This is a genomic window from Microvirga pudoricolor, from assembly GCF_016892705.1.
GTDB lineage: Bacteria > Pseudomonadota > Alphaproteobacteria > Rhizobiales > Beijerinckiaceae > Microvirga > Microvirga pudoricolor.
Window position 1 is genome coordinate 420,496 of sequence record NZ_JAFEMB010000004.1, and the last position, 20,118, is coordinate 440,613.

A 20,118-nucleotide genomic window follows, 5' to 3' on the forward strand; every position below is an offset into this window, starting at 1 on the left:
ATTGCCCGCACGATGAGTTTGTTGTATCACGTTATCAAGTAACATAATTCTGTTTGGGGACGACGGTGACCAGAATTTCGCAGAGAGACACATTCGAATACGACGCTAAGATCGCGGCGTTGACAACGCTTTCGAACGACAAGCGTCTTGGAGTTTGGCTCGAGGAAGGGGCCGGCGGAGCCCTGTCGCTGAAGGGTCGCTTCATCGAGCCGGACGGATCCGAGGCGGGCAGCGCCGTCACGATCGCAACGGGCGGGTTCCGGATGGACTCCCTCGCCGTGACCGAGTTGAGCGACGGCCGCATCATCGTGGTCTGGCAGGATTTCTCGGGCGGCGCCATGCGGCTCAACGCGTCTATGCTGGACGCGAACCTGACGAGAACAGTCAGCTATCCGCTCGGCACCTTCGCCGAGGTCCCCACCAACCCCGGCATCGCCGTACAGGCGCTGGCAAGCGGTCGGTTTGCCGTCACCTATACCAGTGCCGCGACGAGCGCAGGCGTGGATATCGTCGGAGCCGACGTTTTCACCGCCAGCGGCGTCAGGATCGATGCCGAGGCGATCACCCTCGTCGACGAGGCCCGGCCCGGCGAATATGACACCATCACGCTTCAAGATGGGCGTCAGGCCGTGATCGGGACGGTCCAGAACGGCACCAAGACATCCATCACGCTCTTCGTCGGCAAGGCGGGAGGCCCGACCGTTCAGGAAACGATCGGCGAAATCGACGGAACGAGCCCGACGCACCCGTCGATCGCCGCTCTCGGCGATGGCAGGTTCGTGACGGTGTGGGATGATGTCGAACAGACCGCCTCCGGCGCCAAGACGGTCATGCGTGTCCAAGTGGTCAACGCGGACGGGACCGTGACGGCCGCGCCGATTTTCGTCACGAGGCCGTCCGGGACCCTCAAGGCCTCCGACATCAAGGTGCTCGACGACGGAAATTACGGAATCGTCTTCACCGTTTTGAGCGGTGGCCAGCAACTGATCTACGCGGCGACCAGCTCCGCCAATGGTAGCGCAGTGTCCGACCCTGTCCTGGTCGGGCGCGCGTCTGCGGAGGATCGCCTGCATCTCTCCCTTCTGGCGCTGGAAGACAACGCGTTCGCCGTCGGCTGGCAGCACGGGAGCGGAGCCGATTCAGGGTTCACGACCAGCGTCCTCTACACCGTCAAGTCGTGGCTGGGAGATGAAGCCGGCAACACCTATCGGGGGACGGTCGAGGACGACGACATCAGTGGTCTTGGCGGCAACGATTATCTTCTGGGGCTCGGCGGCAACGACTCCCTTCTCGGCGGCGACGGCAACGACACCCTCGACGGCGGCGCGGGCTTCGATACGCTGATCGGCGGCAAGGGCGACGACGTGTTCTACATCACGCCGGGCGACGCCGTCGTCGAGGAGGGCGGAGGCGGGCGTGACACCATCATGGTGAATTACAGCTTCGCGCTCGGCAAGGACACCCAGGTCGAAGTCGCGCAGGCCTACGGCAACGCCGCCATGAGCCTCAGCGGCGCCAACATGAACGACACGCTCATCGGCAACGACGCGGCCAACACCATCGACGGCGGCACGGGCGCCGACACGATGCAGGGCGGCGGCGGCGACGACGTGTTCTACGTGGACGACATGCGGGACGCCGTCTCCGATTCGGCCGGCGCCGATGTGGTGTTCACCTCCGTGAGCTATTCGCTCGCCAGCGCGGCCGGCATCGAGACGCTCACGGCCTCCGGCACGCTCGGCCTCTCGCTCACGGGCAACGCGCTATCCAACACCATCACCGGCACCGCCGGCAACGACACCCTCGACGGCGGCCTGGGTGCGGACCGGCTCAACGGGGGCGCCGGGAACGACACCTACGCGGTCGATTCCCTGGCGGACGTCATCGTCGACATCGCGGGCGTCGACACTGTCCTGTCGAGCATCACCCTGTCGCTCGCGGCCGGGCTCGAGAACCTGACCGGCACGGGCGGCAATGCCTTGAAGCTCACGGGCAACGGCGACGCCAACGCGATCAAGGGCAGCACCGGCGCGGACACGCTGTCGGGCGGTTTAGGGGCGGACACGCTGGAGGGCGGGGCGGGCCGGGATGTCTTCGTGCTCGACACGGCGGTGGCCAGGAAGAAGAACGCCAACATCGACACGATCATCGGCTTCAACGTGGCCGACGACACAATTCTGTTGGAGAATGCGATCTTCAAGGCCTTCAAGGGCAAAGCTTCGCTGACCAAGCCCCTGAAGGTGTCCAAGGAGGCGTTCTATTCGGTGTCCAAGGGCAAGGCTCAGGCCCAGGACAAGGCTGATCGTCTGATCTACGACCAGAAGAGCGGCAAGCTGTACTACGATGCCGACGGGGCGGGCGGGGCGGCCCAGATCCAGATTGCGATCCTCGACAAGCGGATCAAGAAGCTCTCCGAAAAGGACTTCATGATCGTCTGAGCGAACCGACCTGAACGAAAAGGGCCGGCGGAAGCGATCCGCCGGCCCTTTTTCAGTCTCGCAGCACCGTTCCGTCAGTCGAGCCAGTCCGGCACCCGGTCCAGGCCGATGAGGTCCTCGTAGGTCTGGCGCGGCCGCACCACCGCGTAGTCGCCTCCGCGCACCAGAACCTCCGGCACGAGGCGGCGTGTGTTGTACGTGCCCGCCTGCACGGCCCCATAGGCGCCCGCCGTCATCACGGCCAGGAGCTCGCCGGGCCGCACCTCCGGCAGGTCGCGGTCCTGGGCCAGGTAATCGCCGGTTTCGCAGACCGGGCCGACCACGTCGGCGATGATGTGGCGGGCATCGCGCCTCGGCTCGATCACCGGCTTGATGTCGTGATGGGCGTCGTAGAGGGTCGGGCGGATGAGGTCGTTCATGGCCGCGTCCACGATCACGAAGGTCTTGCCTGCGCCGTCCTTCACGTAGACGACCTCCGTGACGAGCACCCCCGCGTTGCCGGCGATCAGGCGCCCCATCTCGAAGACGAGCTTCAGGCCGAGGTCCCCCGTGTGCCGCTTGATGATGTCCGCATAGGCCTGCGGATCCGGCGGCGGGTCGTTGCTCTCGCGGTACGGCACGCCGAGCCCGCCGCCCACATCGATGTGGTGGAGCGCGTGGCCCGCCGCCATCAGGTCCCGCGCCAGCTCGGCCAGGAGCGCCGTGGCGTTGTCGTAGGGCGTCAGGTCGGTGATCTGGCTGCCGATATGCATGTCGACGCCCGTGATCCCGATGCCCGGAAGGCGGGCCGCGCGGTCATAGACCTCCCGGGCCCGGCTGATCGGGATGCCGAACTTGTTCTCCGACTTGCCCGTCGAGATCTTCTTGTGGGTCTTGGCGTCCACGTCCGGGTTGACGCGGATCGAGACGGGGGCCTTGAGCCCCTTGGAGATCGACACCTCGGACAGGGCCTCCAGTTCGGGCTCGGATTCCACGTTGAAGCAGAGAATGCCGCTCTCCAGGCCGAAGGCCATCTCGGCCCGCGTCTTGCCGACCCCCGAGAACACGATCCGGTTCCCCGGCACGCCGGCCGCGAGCGCTCGCCGCAGCTCGCCCTCCGACACGATGTCCATGCCGGCGCCCAGGCGCGCCAGGGTCTTCAGGACGGCCTGGTTCGAGTTGGCCTTCATGGCGTAGCAGACCAGGGCCTCCCGGTCCGAGAACGCCTCGGCCAGAACCCGGTAATGCCGCTCCAGGGTGGCGACCGAATAGCAGTAGAACGGCGTCCCGACCGCTTCGGCGATCCGGCGAAGGTCCACGTCCTCGGCGTGCAGGACGCCGCCCCGATAGGCGAAATGGTGCATGGTCGTAAAAGCTTACAGGAGCGGGTCGAGGATGAAGGGTTCCTTGGGAATCGTGTAGCCCTGCTTGGCCCCACGGGAGCGCTGCGTGCCCACGGGAGAGGGCAGCACGCCCGCGCCCGCGGCAGGCGCCGCCTGGTCGGTTTTGGGAGCGGAGGGGTCCGGCGGCGCCTCCGGGGCGCCCCGGCGCCCGCAGGCGGCCAGGGTCAAGGTAAGGAAACCCACGACCAAAACGGCGCGGACAGGAATTCGGCTCGGCAACATCAACACGCTCCAAAAGGCGGCGGCACCATAGCGGGAAGCGAAGGCTGAGGCGAGGGGGCTGGACGGTGCCCCGACAGGGTAGTTCTCATCGGGAAATTTAATGTTATACAGTTTACGAAACGGTACGAGCCCGCAGGATCGCGGTGCCATTGGAAGGGTCCATTCATGAACAAACCGATTGTGTGGAGCACGTTCGACCTCGAAGACCAGCGCGGCGGCAACCAGCAGAATCTGGTTCCCCTGCGCAAGGGTACCTTCCTGGCGGCCTGGAACCAGAACGACGACGTCAAAGTGCAGTTGTATTACTCGGGCGCAGTCCCGAGTTCCAAAGTGATCGACGTCACGACGCTGGCCGACTCGTCGGACCCCTCCGTCGCCGCCTTGGGCAACGGCAACTTCGTCGTGGCTTGGCGATCCTTCCAGGATGGCAAAGCTCATTTCTACGGGCGGATCTTCGACCGATTCGGCACCCCCCTGGATTCATCCGAGACCGGCGCGAAGGGCTTTCTCCTGGGAGAGCGCGCCGATATGGCGCAATACAAAGCGAATGTCGTCGCGTTGAGCGGCAACCGGTTCTTGGCGACGTACATCGACGAGACCGCCACCGGGTACCCCGTCAAGCTTCGGGCCTTCACGGGCACGGGAGAGGCCATCGGCGCCGCGGCGACACTGCCCCTGCCAGCATCGGCGAATGCTATTACCGCCGTCAAAACCGTGGCCTTGGGCAACGATCGGGTCGCCGTCCTCTACAAGTGGGGGGACAGTACCTTCGCGGTGGAAGATGGGTCGAAAGCCGTACAAGTCTATAAGATGCAAGCCGACGGCGCGCTTACGGCAGAGGGCGCGCCCTTCGATTTGACGGGAGATTTCGATGTCCAAGGATCGGATGTGACGGTTCTGGCGGACGGACGTCTCCTAGTGACCTACTTCCAGGCTGGCGTTAATTTCGCACCGGACAGCAGTGACAGCAGTTATATTGGGCAGATCATCGATCTCGCTGGACGTCAGCAAACTGAACCATTCAAGTTGAGCGTGCCCGAGCTTGAGGACGGGCAGACCTTGCTCAGGGGCACAGGATCTTTGGTCGCACTTGCCGACGGTGGATTTGCGTTTGCTTATTCGATCATGGAAATGATGGAAAGTGGAGCTGAGGTCAGCAACGTCCATACGGTGACGTTCAACGCATCCGGCGCCATCGTGGGAGACGACACGATCGTTGCCAAGGGCGTCCCGGGGGCGACCGAATCGACGGACCTGATCCAGTTGACCGACGGGCGTCTGATCGCCTCGTGGACCGTCTACGACAGCACTGCGACGGATGATGGCTACCTGATCCAGGGCACCGTCGTCGACTACCGCGCCACGGGGATCACCCTCACCGGCGACGACGACACGGACCAGCTCATCGGCACGGACTTCGCCGATGTTCTGAACGGCGCGGGCGGCGACGACCATCTCGTGGGACGCGCCGGCGACGACCTCCTGTCGGGCGGCGCGGGCCGCGACAAGCTGGAGGGCGCGGACGGCAACGACCGGCTCGACGGCGGAGCCGGGAACGACACGATGGAAGGCGGCTCCGGCGACGACACCTACGTCGTCGACAGCCTCGGCGACATCGTGATCGACACCTCCGGCACCGATACGATCGCGACCTCGATCAGCTACACGCTCGCCAACGCGCCCGCGATCGAGAACCTGACCACGTCCGGCGGCCTCTCGCTCGCGCTGACGGGCAACGCGCTTGCCAACGCCATCACGGGCACGGCCGGCAACGACACCCTCGACGGCGGCCTGGGTGCGGACCGCATGGACGGCGGGGCCGGAAACGATACATATATCGTGGACAACGCCTTCGACGTCATCGTCGACGCGTCCGGCATCGACACCGTCATGGTCGCCACGAGCTACACCCTCGGGGCCGGGCTCGAGATCCTGACGGGCACGGGCCTGAACATGGCGCTGACCGGCAATGCCGGGGCCAACACCATCACGGGCGGCATCGGGGCCGACAAGATCGTGGGCGACGCGGGCAACGACCGGCTCGTCGGCTCGGACGGCAACGACACGCTGTCGGGCGGTTTAGGGGCGGACACGCTGGAGGGCGGGGCGGGCAAGGATGTCTTCGTGCTCGACACGGCGGTGGCCAGGAAGAAGAACGCCAACATCGACACGATCATCGGCTTCAACGTGGCCGACGACACGATCCTGTTGGAGAACGCGATCTTCAAGGCGTTCAAGGGCAAAGCTTCGCTGACCAAGCCCCTGAAGGTGTCCAAGGAGGCGTTCTACTCCGTGGCCAAGGGCAAGGCTCAGGCCCAGGACAAGGCTGATCGTCTGATCTACGACCAGAAGAGCGGCAAGCTGTACTACGATGCCGACGGGGCGGGCGGGGCGGCCCAGATCCAGATCGCGACCCTCGACAAGCGGATCAAGAAGCTCTCCGAAAAGGACTTCATGATCGTCTGAGCGAACCGACCCGAACCAAAAAGGCCGGCGGAAGCGATCCGCCGGCCAAGGTCGGGCCTTCTGGCCGCATCCGGCGAGCCTCGAACCGCAGGCCTCGCCAAATCTTGACCGCTCCCGGCGCAAAGGGGCTTGAGGCTTCGGCAAGGACGCGCCACATCGGGCCCATGTCCGACCTCCAGCAAACCCCATCCCCTTCTCCGATCGCTCCCCGTCCGCCCCGGCGCGGGGCGGCGTCCTGGCTCGCGGGCCTGGCAGGTCTCGCGGTTGTCGGGGGCGGCGCCTGGTATGGCCTGTCGCAGCATTCCTCGGCGGCCGGCGCGGCCGAATGCCGGGCATCGGCGGCCGCGACGGAGCGGATGAAACCCCTGGCCAAGGGGGAGATGGCGGCCGTGGCGGTCAATGCCCCACGCTTGCCGCCCGAGGTGAGCTTCCTCGACCCGGAAGGCAAGCCGGTCACCCTCGCGGACCTCAAGGGCAAGGCCGTCCTGGTCAATCTCTGGGCCACCTGGTGCGTGCCCTGCCGCCAGGAGATGCCCGCCCTCGACAAGCTTCAAACCGAATTGGGCGGCTCGGATTTTGCGGTCGTGGCGGTCAACGTGGATACCCGCAACGCCGAGAAACCGAAGGCGTGGCTCCAGGAGAACGGCATCCGGAACCTCGCCTATTACTCCGATCCCACGGGCAAGATCCTGCAGGTGCTGCAGAAATCCGGACACGTGGTCGGGCTTCCGACCACGCTTTTGGTGGATGCGTCGGGCTGCGAGGTTGCGCTGCTGAAGGGACCCGCCGAATGGGCGTCTCCGGACGCCGTCGCGTTCATGCGGGCCGCCCTCGGGCGGAGTTGACCGGCATCACACCCGTGGCTTGAAGGCTCCATCGGCGTCAGGCACGCCGATCTCGCCCGAAAAGGCCGGCTTGGCGAGGCGCCAGGGCCGGTCCATGGCGCCCCGGGTCTCGGACCTGTCCAGCACCCGCACGCTCCCGTCGGCATGAACCACCTGGATGACGATCAGGCCTAGGGCCTGCAACATCCGGGCTGCCATCTTGGTGGACAGGTCATCGGCCGGGACGGCCAGGGAGCCCGCGCCGTAGATCGCCTCGATCAGGCCCTTGGGATGCAGCCGCGCGGATTGCGCCGCCGGTTTCGATCGCGTCTTGAACGCGACCACGTTTAGGTCCGTCTCCACCATCGTCCAACCCCCATCGGAGCCGCGATTGTTGTTGTGGCGGCCCCATACTCATGGAACGGCTCAGTTTGCCGGCAAACGGGCAAGGCTGGGAATGTGACAAAGTAGGCCTGGCGGGTTCGGGGTGGCGGGCTTGCCGGGAACGGCCGGACCGAAAACACAGGCTCACGAAAAAAGCGGAGCCTGGGCCCCGCTTTCCAAACCGTTCGATTCGGCCTGAATCAGGCGGTCTGCTGAACCTGAATGCCCCTATCGGCGAAGAGCTGCTGCAGCTCGCCGGCCTGGAACATCTCGCGGGTGATGTCGCAGCCGCCGACGAATTCGCCCTTCACGTAAAGCTGAGGGATCGTCGGCCAGTTGGAATAATCCTTGATGCCCTGGCGCACGGTCTCGTCCTCGAGAACGTTCACGCCCTTATAGGGCACGCCGAGATAGTTCAGGATCTGCACGACCTGGCTCGAAAACCCACACATGGGAAACTGGGGCGTGCCCTTCATGAAGAGCACCACGTCGTTGGACTTCACTTCGTTGTCGATGATCTGGTTGGCGTCAGCCATTGCTTGTCTCCTTACGAGGTCAAGGCTCGTATTTTGAACTATTCTATCTCACATATGGTGAGGGTTAGTCCATTCGACGATGCTTTGGTCTCAAACTCCGAAGCAATTCTCAGCAGGGCCTGGGGTGCATTCGAAGCAACATCCACTTGAATCACGCAGCCCATTCCGACAAGGCTTGGGTAGCGTTCTTGCAACTGGCCAGAGCCTCCCATGGACACATAGTTAGAAAGCTTCTGTCGCAATGCGTCTGCATCCGTAGCTTCCATTGACGTAACATCTGAGGCTGCAACGATAAGCTTGAAGACGTTGTTGCTTTCATCCACCGTCACCAAGTCGATACAACCTGGATCGAATTTGTTACTGACCTCGCTCATTGATCGGATGCAACCGTAGTTAATGCGAGGGCATGCAACACGCCGCCCATGTTCCCTTTCAGGGCGCCATACACCAACTGGTGCTGCTGCACCCGGGATTTGCCCTTGAAGGCCGAGGACGTGACCGTCGCGGCGTAATGGTTGCCGTCGCCCGCGAGATCCTTGATCTCGATGACGGCGTCCGGCAGGGCGTCCTTGATCATGCGCTCGATTTCATGAGCATCCATGGGCATGGGTCTGAATTCTCCTCAAGCCTTGCCGGCCATGTAGTCCGGCAGCCAGGATTCGTGCGCGGCCTTCAGGTCCTTCACGGATATGGCCTGCCCGCCCGGCAGAATCAATGAATGGCCTCCCGTGAGGCCAAGGGTGACGGCTGGGATTCCGAGCGCGCTCGCCTCGTAGAGGATGTCGGCGGCCTGGTCCCGGTCCATGGCCAGAATGTAGCGGCTCTGGTCCTCGCCGAACAGGAAGGCGTGCAGGGGCATGTTGTCCGGTGCCGCCGTGATCATGGCGCCGATCCCGCCTGCCATGGCCATTTCGGCCACCGCCAGGGCGATGCCGCCGTCGGAACAGTCGTGAACCGTGTCGACCTGCCCCGAGCGGATGAGCTGGCGCACGAAATCGCCGTTGCGGCGCTCGGCCGCGAGATCCACCGGAGGCGGAGCGCCTTCCTCGCGGCCGCACACGTCCCGCAGGTAGATCGACTGGCCGAGCCAGCCCGTGGTCTCGCCGATGAGAACGAGCACGTCCTCCTCGCGCCTGAGGGCCACGGAGGCGTGGACGGATACGTTCTCCAGCACGCCGACGCCCCCGATGGCGGGGGTCGGCAGGATGCCCTGGCCATTGGTCTCGTTGTAGAGCGACACGTTGCCGGACACGACCGGGAAGTCGAGGGCCCGGCAGGCCTCGGCGATGCCCTTCAGGCAGCCCACGAACTGGCCCATCACCTCGGGCCGCTCCGGGTTGCCGAAGTTGAGGTTGTCCGTGATGGCGAGCGGCAGGCCACCCACCGCCGTGATGTTGCGCCAGGCTTCCGCCACCGCCTGCTTGCCGCCCTCGACCGGGTCGGCCTCGCAATAGCGCGGCGTCACGTCCGTGGTCATGGCCAGGCCCTTGGGGCCGTCCTCGACCCGCACGATGGCGGCGTCGCCGCCCGGCGTCTGGACCGTGTTGCCGAGGATGAGGTGGTCGTATTGCTCCCAGACCCAGCGCTTGGAGCACTGGTCGGGCGAACCCACGAGCCTCAGGAGGGCGTCCGCGTCGGAGACTGGAGCCTCGACGCTCTCGGGACGGATCACGGCCTGGTAGGTGTTGGCGATGTGCGGCCGGTCGTAGAGTGGCGCCTCGTCGCCCAGCTCCTTGATCGGCAGGTCTGCCATCACCTCGCCGTGGTGCTTGACCACGAAGCGCAGGGTGTCGGTGGTCCGGCCGATGATCGCGAAATCGAGGCCCCATTTCACGAAGATGGCCTCGGCCTCCTTCTCCATGCCGGGCTTGAGCACCATGAGCATGCGCTCCTGGCTCTCGGACAGCATCATCTCGTAGGCGCTCATGCCCTCCTCGCGGCACGGCACCTTGTCGAGGTCGAGCTCCACGCCGAGGTCGCCCTTGGCGCCCATCTCCACGGCCGAGCAGGTCAGCCCCGCCGCGCCCATGTCCTGAATGGCGATGACGGCGCCGGATTGCATGAGTTCGAGGCAGGCTTCCAGCAGGAGCTTCTCGGCGAAGGGGTCGCCCACCTGCACGGTCGGACGCTTCTCCTCGGAGGCGTCGTCGAACTCGGCCGACGCCATGGTGGCGCCGTGAATGCCGTCGCGGCCCGTCTTGGAGCCGAGATACACGATGGGGTTTCCGACGCCGGTCGCTGCCGCGTAGAAGATCTCGTCCGTGCGGGCGAGGCCCACCGCCATGGCGTTGACGAGGATGTTGCCGTTATAGCGCGGGTGGAAGCCCACCGAGCCGCCCACGGTGGGCACGCCGAAGGAGTTGCCGTAGCCGCCGATGCCCGCCACGACGCCCGAGACCAGATGCGGGGTCTTCGGGTGGTCCGGCTCGCCGAAGCGCAGGAAGTTCAGGGCAGCAATCGGCCGCGCCCCCATGGTGAACACGTCGCGCAGGATGCCGCCCACGCCCGTGGTGGCGCCCTGGTAGGGCTCGATGAAGGAGGGATGGTTGTGGCTTTCCATCTTGAAGATGCAGGCCAGCCCATCGCCGATGTCGATCACTCCCGCGTTCTCGCCCGGCCCCTGGATGACCCAGGGGGCTTTGGTGGGCAGGCCCCTCAGGTGCAGGCGGGAGGACTTGTAGGAGCAGTGCTCGTTCCACATGGCCGACACGATGCCGAGCTCGGTGATCGAGGGCGTGCGGCCGATCAGGGCGACGAAGCGCTCGTACTCGTCGGGCTTCAGCCCGTGCTCCTTGACCAGCTCCGGGGTGATGGCGACGTCGTTGCGGATCATCGGGGTCTCGTGACTTGAGGAATCTTCAGGCTGCGCGGGCGACGGACGACACCAGGCTGTCGAACAGGCCGCGCCCGTCGGTGCCGCCGATGAGGTCCTCGATGAGGTTCTCCGGGTGGGGCATCATGCCGAGCACGTTCAGGGTCTCGGAATAGATGCCCGCGATGGAGTTCATCGAGCCGTTGCGATTGGCGTTCGTGGTCACCTGGCCCCGCTCGTCGCTGTAGCGGAAGGCCACGAGGCCCTCGCCCTCCAGGCGGTTCAGCGTTTCGGCGTCGGCCGTATAGTTGCCCTCGCCATGGGCCACGCAGACATCGATGGCCTGGCCCTTGTCATAGGCGCGGGTGAAGGCGGTGTCGGTGCGCTCGACGCGCAGGAACTGGCGATGGCAGATGAATTTCAGGTTGGCGTTGCGCATCAGGATGCCCGGCAGGAGGCCTGACTCGCATAGGATCTGGAAGCCGTTGCAGATGCCGAGCACGAGCCCGCCCCGGGCCGCATGGGCCCGCACCGCATCCATCACGGTCGCCCGCCCGGCAATGGCGCCGCAGCGCAGGTAATCTCCATAGGAAAATCCGCCGGGCAGGACCACGAGGTCGGTGCCGGAGGGCAGCTCGGTTTCGGCGTGCCAGACCTTCTCGACCTTGGAGCCGGCCTGGGCGAGAGCGCGGGCGACGTCGCCCTCGCGATTGGAGCCCGGAAAGACGATGACGGCGGATTTCATGGGCGCCTCACGCGATCTCGACGCGGTAGTTCTCGATGACCGTGTTGGCCAGGAGCTTCTCGCAGGCGGCCTTCAGGGCGGCTTCGGCCTGGTCCTGGTCCTGGGTCTCGAGCTCGATGTCGAACACCTTGCCCTGGCGCACGTTCCCGATGCCCTCGACGCCGAGGGATTTCAGCGCGCCTTCGATGGCCTTGCCTTGCGGATCGAGAACGCCGTTCTTGAGGGTGACGGTGACGCGAGCTTTCATGGGCGGGGTATCCGTGCGGGATTTCTAAAGATCGCTTACGCCATAAGGCTAATGGCGCCCCAGCACAACGCCCCTCGGCCTCAGGGCCCGAGATGTTCCACCGCGATGCGGCGGGCGAGGCTCTCGACGGCCCCGGCTTCCGTGCCGATCACGAGGACGACGCCGAGCGCGTCCCCCTGCCGAAGGCCCAGTGCCGCCCCATAGACGGGCGGCTTGGCGCCGTCGGCGCGGGACAGGGCCAGGAGGAAGCCCGACCGGCCCGCCTCGTCGAGCGGTCGGGTCGTGACCCGGACAGGGACGGGCTTGGCCTTTCCCCTCGGTTCCTTGGATTTCGTCTCCAGGGCCCGCGCCAGCCCCTGCGGAGCGCGCAGGACCGCCTCGGCCTCCCGCGCGGAGGTTCCGAACAGGCGCACCGCGCCCGCCGTCATGCCGGCCCGCCCGCACTCCTCGCACAGGGCGACGGCCTCGGGCTCGGCGCGCTCCTCGGCGAGCCAGTCGGAGAGGGGGAGGGAGGTCCAGGCCTGACCGTCCGGCAACCCCTCCAGGGTGCGCGGAAACATGCCGCAGGCCGCCAGGACGACTCCGAGGACGAAGCCTGCCAGGAGGGGGGACCGGGACGGGATGCGACGCAACATCTGGGCGGTTCGAGCGGGGAGGGGCAGGAAAGGGCCGGAGCCGGACAAGAGGAAGCCCGGCGGACCGGGCTTCCTCGAAAAGCGGTTACTGAACGAGACGGGGGCCGTTCGCAGTCGGGTTCTCGGTTTCGGACAGGATGCCGAGACGGCGGGCCACTTCTGAGTAGGCCTCGACGAGGCCGCCCATGTCCCGGCGGAACCGGTCCTTGTCGAGCTTGTCCTTGGACTTGATGTCCCAGAGGCGGCAGGAATCCGGGGAAATCTCGTCGGCCACCACGATGCGCATGAGGTCGCCCTCCCACAGGCGGCCGGTCTCGATCTTGAAGTCCACGAGGCGGATGCCGACGCCGAGGAAGAGCCCAGACAGGAAGTCGTTGACCCGGATGGCGAGCGCCATGATGTCGTCGATCTCCTGGGGGTTCGCCCAGCCGAAGGCGGTGATGTGCTCCTCCGACACCATCGGGTCGTTGAGGGCGTCGTTCTTGTAGTAGAACTCGATGATCGAGCGGGGCAGCTGGGTGCCCTCCTCGAGCCCGAGGCGGGTCGCCAGGGACCCGGCCGCCACGTTGCGCACCACCACCTCGAGGGGGATGATCTCGACCTCGCGGATGAGCTGCTCGCGCATGTTCAGGCGGCGCAGGAAATGGGTCGGGACACCGATATCGTTCAGGTTCTGGAAGATGTATTCCGAGATCCGGTTGTTGAGAACGCCTTTGCCGTCAATGATTTCATGCTTCTGGGCATTGAAGGCTGTCGCGTCGTCCTTGAAGTGCTGGATCAGCGTTCCAGGCTCCGGACCTTCATAGAGGACCTTCGCCTTGCCCTCATAGATGCGACGGCGGCGATTCATAGGCGTGTACCGTGGTTTGAGGAAATCCATGGCCGAGGCTCCTTTGGAATTGTACGAGATCCGCGGCTGGCGCAGGCGCGGCAGATGCCGCCGCCCGGCTTGGGGGCAACCTATCCGATCCCTCGGGCAAGCACAACGCGGGGGGTGTGGGAGGTCAGGTCATGGCTCCTCGCGGTCTTTTCAAGGCGCTCACCCTGGCGATGGGGCGCCCGCGCCTTTATATCGCGGGGAAGCTTAACCCATGGGAGGATGCTTATGACCACGTTCGACGACCGCCGGAATGCCTTCGAGAACAAGTTCGCCCTCGACGAGGACCTGCGCTTCAAGGCCACGGCGCGCCGGAACAAGCTCCTTGGGCTCTGGGCCGCCGAGCGTCTCGGCAAGACGGGCGCAGAAGCGGATGCCTATGCCAAAGCCGTGATTCTGGCCGATTTCGAGGAGGCCGGCGACGCCGACGTGCTGCGCAAGGTCCATGCGGATCTCCAGGCCGGCGGCAAGGGGGTAAGCGAGGCCGAGCTCGCGGCCAAGATGGACGAGCTGGCGGCCCGGGCCGTCGAGGACGTGAAGGCCGGGCGGTAACGCGCCCATGGCCGCGTCGTTTCGGGACCGCCTGAGGGCCGGTTCGCCATCGCTGGCCGCCTGGTGCGGCATCTCCGAGCCCGGCATCGCCGGGCTCCTGGCCCGTGAGGATTTCGATGCCGTGGTGCTGGACATGCAGCACGGCGCCATCGATTTCGCCGCCACCGTGCGGGCCCTTCCGCTCATCGCGGCGGCGGGCAAGCCTGCCGTCGCCCGGATTCCCGTAGGCGAATTCGCGACCGCCTCTCGCCTGCTCGATGCCGGGGCTTCGGCCGTGATCGCCCCCATGATCAATACCTTGGAGGATGCCCGACGCTTCGGGAGCTTCATGAAGTACCCGCCGATCGGCGAGCGGAGCTGGGGTCCCCATGGGGCTCTCGCGGTCTCGGGCCTTCAGCCCGGCGACTATTTCCTGCAGGGCAACGGCTTGACGGCGGCCTTCGCCATGATCGAGACGGCCGCCGCCCTCTCCATCGTGGACGAGATCCTCGCCGAGCCGGGCATCGACGGCGTTTTCGTCGGCCCCGCCGACCTGTCCATTGCCCTCTTCGACGGCAAGCGCCTGGATGCGGAGGCGCCCGAGGTCGACCGGGCGCTGGATCATGTGCTCGCCCGCGCCCGGGCCGCCGGGAAGCTCGCGGCCGTCTACTCGGCCACCGGAGAGCGCGCGGCAGCGATGGTTCGCAAGGGCTTCGACCTCGTGGCGGTGGGCAGCGACACGGCCATGCTGCGGCTCGGCGCCCAGGCTTCCCTCAAGACGGCCAGGGGGTGACCCGCCCGGCCCGGCGGCCTTCAAGCCGGCGCGCCGTCGCGGGCCTTCGCCTGTCGGTAGACCATCCACAGCACCTTGGCGGCCACGCCCCGCCAGGGGCGCCACCGCTCGGCCAGGGCTTCCAGGGCTCTGGCGTTCGGGCGCTCGTCCAGGCCGTAGGCGATCCGGGCCGCCTCCTGGACGGCCAGGTCCCCGGCCGGAAACGCATCCGGGTGACCGAGGCAGAACAGAAGATACACATCCGCCGTCCAGGGGCCGATGCCCTTCAGGGCGGTCAGCCGGTCATGGGCTTCATCGGCGGGCATATCCTGCAAGGTCTCGAGGGGCAGGCGGCCTTCCGCGACTTCAACGGCGATGTTGCGAAGCGTACGGATCTTGCTGGCCGAAAGCCCCGCCGCGCGCAGCCCCTCGTCCGAAGCCCCCAGGATCGCGTCCGGGGTCACCGGGGCGAAGCGGTCCCCCACCCGCGCCCAGATGGCGGCCGCGCTGGCGGTGGAGAGCTGCTGCCCCACGACGATCCAGGCGAGACCCTCGAATCCCGCCGGCCGGCGCCGGAGCGCCGGCACCATTCCACCCTTGATCAAGTCCGCCATCACGGGGTCGGCTTCCGCCAGGGCATCGAGCCCCGTGCGGATGGGGTCTTCCAGGCTGTACAGGGAGGGCAGGGGCGTCGTCATGGCCTGTGGCCTCTGGGTGAGAGACAGCCATGACCCCCGTCTTTCGCTTCGCGCCCAGCCCCAACGGGCGGCTTCATCTGGGTCATGCGTATTCGGCCTTGCTGAACGAGCGACTCGCCCAGGCTTGGGGCGGGCGCTTTCTGCTGCGGATCGAGGACATCGATATAGCCCGCTGCCGTCCGGCTTTCGAGGCCGCCATCATCGAGGACCTGTCCTGGCTCGGCCTCTCCTGGGAGGTGCCGGTTCGCCGCCAGTCGGAGCATTTCGACGATTACCGGCGGACGGCCTTCCTCCTGAAGCGCAAGGGGCTGCTCTATCCCTGCTTCTGCTCGCGCAAGGACGTCGCCGACGCGGTGGCCCGGCGGGAGGCCGCGACCGGTCGGCCCTGGCCCCGCGACCCGGATGGCGCGCCGCTCTATCCGGGGACGTGCCGGAGCCTGCCGTCGTCGGAGGCCGAAAGCCGCATCGCCTCTGGCGAGCCCCATTCCTGGCGTCTCGACCAGCCGGCAGCGCTGAAGGAGGCGCCCGGTCCTTATTTCTATGACAGCTTCCGGCCCGAGGGGCGCGCGCATCGCGTCGTCGCCCATCCCGAGCTTTGGGGGGATACCATCCTGGTCCGCAAGGATACCCCGACGAGCTACCATCTGTCCGTGGTGATGGACGATGCGATCCAGGGCGTGACCCATGTGGTGCGGGGCCGGGACCTGGAGGCCGCGACGGATCTCCACGTGCTCCTGCAGCGCCTGCTGGACCTGCCGACGCCGCGCTACCACCATCACGGGCTGGTTCTCGATCCGCTGGGAGATAAGCTCTCGAAGAGCCGGGGCTCGGAGGCCCTGCACGAGCTGCGCGAGAGGGGCATCGATGCGGCGACCATTCGCCGGCATCTCGGGTTCTCAGCCGACTCCGAGCACCTGGAGCCAAATGATGCTGGTAACCAGGGCCAACATCGTTGAAAGCGTGACGGACGCGGAGGCCAAGGCCACGCCTTCGTTGTATCGCTCCGCGAACAGATAGGCGTTGATGCCGGAGGGGCAGGACGCGAAGAGGACGGCGACGCCCGACCAGGCCGGCGGCATTTGGAAGACCTGCGTGGCCAGCACCAGCACGATGAGCGGGTGCACGACCAGCTTCAGCCCTGAGATCACCGCAGGCATCTGCCAGCCCGAGCCCAGGCCGTAGCGGCGGAGCGAAATCCCCATGGCGACGAGGGCGCAAGGCACCGCCGCCCCCGCCAGGAGGTCGACGATCTGCCAGGCCGGCGCCGGGATGTGGGCCGCGATCGGCCTGAGGGCCGACCCCGCCAGGATGCCCACCACGATCGGGTGGGTGAAAAGCCGGCGGAGCAGGGTGAGGGGGGAGGCTCCCCGGCCTTCCGCCAGCACGGTGGCCAGCGTCATGGTCACCGGCAGGTGTACGGCGATGAGCAGAAAAAGCGGCACGGCGCCCTCATCCCCATAGGCTTTGAGGATCATGGGAATGCCCACGAACACCGTATTGGCCTGGCCCGCCGAGAACCCCGCCACCACGCCGGAGACGCCGCCCAGCCCGAAGAACCGCTTGCCCACGAGTGTGGCGATGCCCCAGACCACGGCCACGCCGACGAAATAGGAGATCCAGTAGCCCCAGGGCTGAACCTCCGGGATCTCGGCCCGGACCAGGGTGCGGAAGATCAGGCAGGGAATGCCGAGGGTGAAGACGAATTCGGACAGGCCTTCGCCCATGCGCGACGTGAGAAGCCCGAAACGTCCGCCGCCATAGCCGATCGCGATCAGGCCGAAGATCGGGAAGACGATCGCGAGCGACTCAAGCATGGGGGATCAACGCAACTCGGCCCGCTGGGCGATCCCCGTCGGGCTGTCCGCCTGGGCCACGAGGCCCTGGATCTGCTCCCGCTGGCGCTTGAACTCCGCCAGGCCCCGGCCTTCGAGCTCGCGGCCGCGGGGCAGGCGAATCTTCATGGGATCCACGAAATGTCCGTTGATCATCACCTCGTAGTGGAGGTGAGGGCCTGTGGACAGCCCCGTGCTGCCGAGGTAGCCGACCACCTGGCCCTGCTGCACCCTGGCTCCCGCCGAGATGCCTTTCCCGAAATTGGACATGTGGTTGTAGGTGGTCACGTAGCCGTTGGCGTGCTGGACCTCGACCCGGCGTCCGTAGCCCGATTCCCAGCCGGCCTTGATGACCGTGCCGTTGCCCGCCGACAGGATGGGCGTGCCGATCCGGTTGGCCCAGTCGATCCCCGTATGGGGGCGGGTATAGCCCAGGATCGGGTGGTAGCGGGATCCGAAGCCCGAGCGCAGGATGCCCTCCGCAATGGGTTTGCGCAGCAGGAACTTCTTGAGGGAGCGTCCCTGGTCGTCGAAGAAATCGATGGCGCCGTCGTCGCCCTGGTACCGGAAGACCCGGCGGGCCTCGCCGCCGATGGTCAGGGCCGCGTACAGGATCTCGGGCGGTCCGTCCTCGTCGTCGGAGCCGTAGAACACCTCGAAGGTGTCGCCGGAGGAGACGCGGCGCTGGAAGTCCACGTCGAACCCGAAGATGCGAACCAGTTCCTCGACGGTGGAGCGGGGCAGGTCGTTCTTGAGGGCGGTTTCGTAGAGGCTGTCATAGAGCCGCACGCCGCGGCCGTCATCCTCCTCCGGCTCCTCCTCCTGGGACGCGACGGCGCCCTGGTTCGACTCGTCGACGGGCGGCGTCACGGACACGAAGACCCCGCGGTCGTTCGTGGCCGCGATGGCTTCCACGCCGCGCTCGCCGATGAGCGTGACGCGCACGATCTGACGGGCATCCCCTAAGCGGGGACCAGGGGCGATCAGGATCCGGATGCGCTCACCCTCGGGCAGGGACGCGACCTTCACGGTGGCGCCCAGCGCCGTCGTGATGGCCCGGATCTGCTCCGGGTTGGCGCCGTAGCTGCGCAGGTTGGTCTCCAGGGTCTCACCCTTCTTGAGCACCAGGTCGCGCTCCTCGACGATGGGGCTCGCGGCCTTCTGGTCGGTCTTGGGCAGGTCCGTGACGTTCTCGGGCACCACCCGCACCTCGATGGAGCTGAAAGGCGCATCGATGATCCGGGCATAGCCGAGGGCGTCGCCGAGCCCGTCCGGCGACCGGAGGGTGCGGCTCAGCATCTGCTGGGCCGGGATCGGAACGGCGGTCTGGCGCCGGCTGTCGTTCGAGACCCGGCGCTCTTCCTCGAGGATGGAGATGACGTCGTCGTCGTTCAGCGAGGGCGCTGTGGCCTCGACCGCCACCATGGACAGGTCGGTGCGAACCACGGCCACGTCCGCGTCGGCGATCTCCACGGGCGCCGGTTCCACGTAGCGCTCCCCCGCATCCTCCGCGAAGAGGCGCATGGGATTGAAGGACGGGATGTCCGTTGCGTAGGTGCCGGAGGACAGGGCGAGGTTGGTGGCGACCCGGACGAAGTGGCGGACCTTGATGGCCTCCCGCTCGCCGCTCCGGATCGTCATCGGAGCCCGAAAGGTCTGCCGGGCCGCCGTGGATGTATCGGACCGGATCAGGCGGTCGCCCTTGCGGGCCGCGTTGGTGGGCTGATCGGAGGCGGCGTCCGCGCGGATCGCGGCGACCACGGCTTTCTCGGGGGGCGTGATTGCCGTCATGGCGCCCTGGAGGGCCACATGGATCGAAGCTCCGATGAGGGCGGCGCCCGTAACCCCCGTCAGAACGCTCGCGCCGAGCCAGCGCAGATTGATGTCGCGCCGATCCAGATGGCGCTCCGATCCGTCTTCCGTATTGAGGGGTGGCTCCTGGCCGATGTCGATGCCGGAGGCGCCGGCGCCGGACTTGCGCTTCCGGAGAGGGGCATCGTGAGGGGAGTGCTGGCTCATTTAAGGAACGCGTGACATCTCGAAACGGGTCTCAGGATGCCGGCTGCTTAACATGGAATGAAGCCAGGCGCACCCTGAGGGCGAGTTGCCTGAACGAGGCCATCCCGCCTCCCTCTCCGTCGTCAGAGGCAGGCCAAGCGTTGCCGGCAGGAAGCGGTTGCTTCCGCCCGTACTGTGTCGGGAGTGAGGCAATGGCCTTCGGCACTGTCGATAACAGGGGCCCCAAACGGGGTTCGCGAGAAAAACGCCCCAAGGGTCAAAAAACTTTCATATGGGCGTTGACACCGGCAAAGTGTTGGACTTATAACCCGCCCATCGACGCCGCCGCTGACGCGAACGGCGCCAAACACTTCCTCGGAAATGCCAGGCTGTTCGCCTGACCTCTGGTCGGGACGAAAGCTTGTTCCTTGGAAGTGCTCATCTTCGGATGGGGGTCGAAACCGGGTTTGAAAAAACTTCAAAAACGGTGTTGACAAGAAAACGAGATGAACTTAAATCAGGTTCATCGACGGAGCGGCCACCGAGTGGTTGTCTCTGAAAACTCTGGGAAGTTTGGTTCTCCTGATCAGGCATCGCTTGATGGGATGAATTGGCTCCTCCGGGTTTGTCTTCTTCGGAAGAACCAGCTCTTTGACAAGTGAAGATGAGAAAGAGAAGCGTAGGCGGCGGGTCCTTGCGGATCATCCTTTGGATGATCG

21 protein-coding genes are annotated in these 20,118 nt (G+C 66.1%); 6 read left to right on the plus strand and 15 right to left on the minus strand.

The annotated features are described in order from the left end of the window. The first annotated feature begins 119 nt into the window (after positions 1-119). Positions 120-2,438 (plus strand): calcium-binding protein, encoded by a 2,319-nt coding sequence (locus ILT42_RS15895; protein WP_204216600.1) that lies wholly within the window; start codon positions 120-122, stop codon positions 2,436-2,438. 74 nt (positions 2,439-2,512) lie between these two features. On the opposite strand, the gene lysA is transcribed toward ILT42_RS15895, so the two are convergent. Together lysA and ILT42_RS15905 are read right to left on the minus strand one after the other, a co-directional pair. After that, positions 2,513-3,781 (minus strand): diaminopimelate decarboxylase, encoded by a 1,269-nt coding sequence (gene lysA / locus ILT42_RS15900; RefSeq protein ID WP_204216601.1) that lies wholly within the window; start codon positions 3,779-3,781, stop codon positions 2,513-2,515. 12 nt (positions 3,782-3,793) lie between these two features. Beyond that, positions 3,794-4,042 carry a lipoprotein gene (locus ILT42_RS15905; protein ID WP_204216602.1) on the minus strand — a complete coding sequence of 83 codons (249 nt, stop codon included), beginning with the start codon at positions 4,040-4,042 and terminating at the stop codon, positions 3,794-3,796. Positions 4,043-4,207: 165 nt separating this feature from the next. On the opposite strand from ILT42_RS15905, the gene ILT42_RS15910 reads away from it, so the two are divergent. Together ILT42_RS15910 and tlpA are read left to right on the plus strand one after the other, a co-directional pair. Next, positions 4,208-6,508, plus strand: a complete 2,301-nt coding sequence (locus ILT42_RS15910) for a calcium-binding protein (RefSeq protein WP_204216603.1) — start codon at positions 4,208-4,210, stop codon at positions 6,506-6,508. Positions 6,509-6,672: 164 nt separating this feature from the next. After that, a complete protein-coding gene (gene tlpA / locus ILT42_RS15915; RefSeq protein ID WP_204216604.1) occupies positions 6,673-7,353 on the plus strand; it encodes a thiol:disulfide interchange protein TlpA in 681 nt (226 codons plus the stop codon). A gap of 6 nt (positions 7,354-7,359) precedes the next feature. Here tlpA and ILT42_RS15920 read toward each other — a convergent pair whose 3' ends face one another. The 9 genes from ILT42_RS15920 to purC all read right to left on the minus strand — a co-directional run bounded on the left by ILT42_RS15920 (position 7,360) and on the right by purC (position 13,571). After that, positions 7,360-7,698, minus strand: a complete 339-nt coding sequence (locus ILT42_RS15920; RefSeq protein ID WP_204216605.1) for a hypothetical protein — start codon at positions 7,696-7,698, stop codon at positions 7,360-7,362. Positions 7,699-7,916: 218 nt separating this feature from the next. Beyond that, on the minus strand, positions 7,917-8,252 hold the full coding sequence (gene grxD / locus ILT42_RS15925; protein ID WP_204216606.1) for a Grx4 family monothiol glutaredoxin: 336 nt from the start codon (positions 8,250-8,252) through the stop codon (positions 7,917-7,919). A gap of 38 nt (positions 8,253-8,290) precedes the next feature. Beyond that, positions 8,291-8,626 (minus strand): DUF6572 domain-containing protein, encoded by a 336-nt coding sequence (locus ILT42_RS15930; RefSeq protein ID WP_204216607.1) that lies wholly within the window; start codon positions 8,624-8,626, stop codon positions 8,291-8,293. Further along, positions 8,623-8,859 (minus strand): BolA/IbaG family iron-sulfur metabolism protein, encoded by a 237-nt coding sequence (locus ILT42_RS15935; RefSeq protein WP_204216608.1) that lies wholly within the window; start codon positions 8,857-8,859, stop codon positions 8,623-8,625. Before ILT42_RS15935 ends, ILT42_RS15930 begins: the two co-directional genes overlap by 4 nt. Positions 8,860-8,874: 15 nt before the next feature. Beyond that, positions 8,875-11,085, minus strand: a complete 2,211-nt coding sequence (purL, locus tag ILT42_RS15940) for a phosphoribosylformylglycinamidine synthase subunit PurL (protein ID WP_204216609.1) — start codon at positions 11,083-11,085, stop codon at positions 8,875-8,877. 25 nt (positions 11,086-11,110) lie between these two features. Further along, complete coding sequence (purQ, locus tag ILT42_RS15945; RefSeq protein WP_204216610.1) at positions 11,111-11,809, minus strand: phosphoribosylformylglycinamidine synthase subunit PurQ; 699 nt, start codon at positions 11,807-11,809, stop codon at positions 11,111-11,113. 7 nt (positions 11,810-11,816) lie between these two features. Continuing rightward, positions 11,817-12,056 carry a phosphoribosylformylglycinamidine synthase subunit PurS gene (purS, locus tag ILT42_RS15950; protein WP_204216611.1) on the minus strand — a complete coding sequence of 80 codons (240 nt, stop codon included), beginning with the start codon at positions 12,054-12,056 and terminating at the stop codon, positions 11,817-11,819. Between the two features lie 80 nt (positions 12,057-12,136). Continuing rightward, positions 12,137-12,691, minus strand: a complete 555-nt coding sequence (locus ILT42_RS15955) for a hypothetical protein (RefSeq protein WP_204216612.1) — start codon at positions 12,689-12,691, stop codon at positions 12,137-12,139. Positions 12,692-12,776: 85 nt separating this feature from the next. After that, the gene (gene purC / locus ILT42_RS15960) at positions 12,777-13,571 is read right to left on the minus strand and encodes a phosphoribosylaminoimidazolesuccinocarboxamide synthase (protein ID WP_229428689.1); all 795 of its coding nucleotides are present in this window, start codon (positions 13,569-13,571) and stop codon (positions 12,777-12,779) included. 225 nt (positions 13,572-13,796) lie between these two features. Between purC and ILT42_RS15965 the strand changes: the two genes are divergently transcribed. Both ILT42_RS15965 and ILT42_RS15970 read left to right on the plus strand, forming a co-directional pair. Then, positions 13,797-14,120, plus strand: a complete 324-nt coding sequence (locus ILT42_RS15965; protein WP_204216613.1) for a DUF1476 domain-containing protein — start codon at positions 13,797-13,799, stop codon at positions 14,118-14,120. A gap of 7 nt (positions 14,121-14,127) precedes the next feature. Continuing rightward, the gene (locus ILT42_RS15970) at positions 14,128-14,892 is read left to right on the plus strand and encodes an HpcH/HpaI aldolase family protein (RefSeq protein WP_204216614.1); all 765 of its coding nucleotides are present in this window, start codon (positions 14,128-14,130) and stop codon (positions 14,890-14,892) included. 20 nt (positions 14,893-14,912) lie between these two features. On the opposite strand, the gene ILT42_RS15975 is transcribed toward ILT42_RS15970, so the two are convergent. After that, the gene (locus ILT42_RS15975) at positions 14,913-15,569 is read right to left on the minus strand and encodes a DNA-3-methyladenine glycosylase family protein (protein ID WP_204216615.1); all 657 of its coding nucleotides are present in this window, start codon (positions 15,567-15,569) and stop codon (positions 14,913-14,915) included. Positions 15,570-15,598: 29 nt separating this feature from the next. Here ILT42_RS15975 and gluQRS point away from each other — a divergent pair, with 29 nt between their 5' ends. Beyond that, the gene (gluQRS, locus tag ILT42_RS15980; RefSeq protein ID WP_204216616.1) at positions 15,599-16,525 is read left to right on the plus strand and encodes a tRNA glutamyl-Q(34) synthetase GluQRS; all 927 of its coding nucleotides are present in this window, start codon (positions 15,599-15,601) and stop codon (positions 16,523-16,525) included. Here gluQRS and ILT42_RS15985 read toward each other — a convergent pair. The 3 genes from ILT42_RS15985 to ILT42_RS15995 all read right to left on the minus strand — a co-directional run. After that, entirely contained in the window at positions 16,466-17,383 is a 918-nt protein-coding gene (locus ILT42_RS15985; RefSeq protein WP_204216617.1) for an AEC family transporter, read from the minus strand. The two genes, gluQRS and ILT42_RS15985, sit on opposite strands and share 60 nt — an antisense overlap. Before the next feature lie 6 nt (positions 17,384-17,389). Beyond that, positions 17,390-19,420, minus strand: a complete 2,031-nt coding sequence (locus tag ILT42_RS15990; RefSeq protein ID WP_204216618.1) for a M23 family metallopeptidase — start codon at positions 19,418-19,420, stop codon at positions 17,390-17,392. 417 nt (positions 19,421-19,837) lie between these two features. Continuing rightward, positions 19,838-20,118: hypothetical protein (locus ILT42_RS15995; protein WP_204216619.1), on the minus strand; the 281-nt coding region annotated here is incomplete at its 5' end.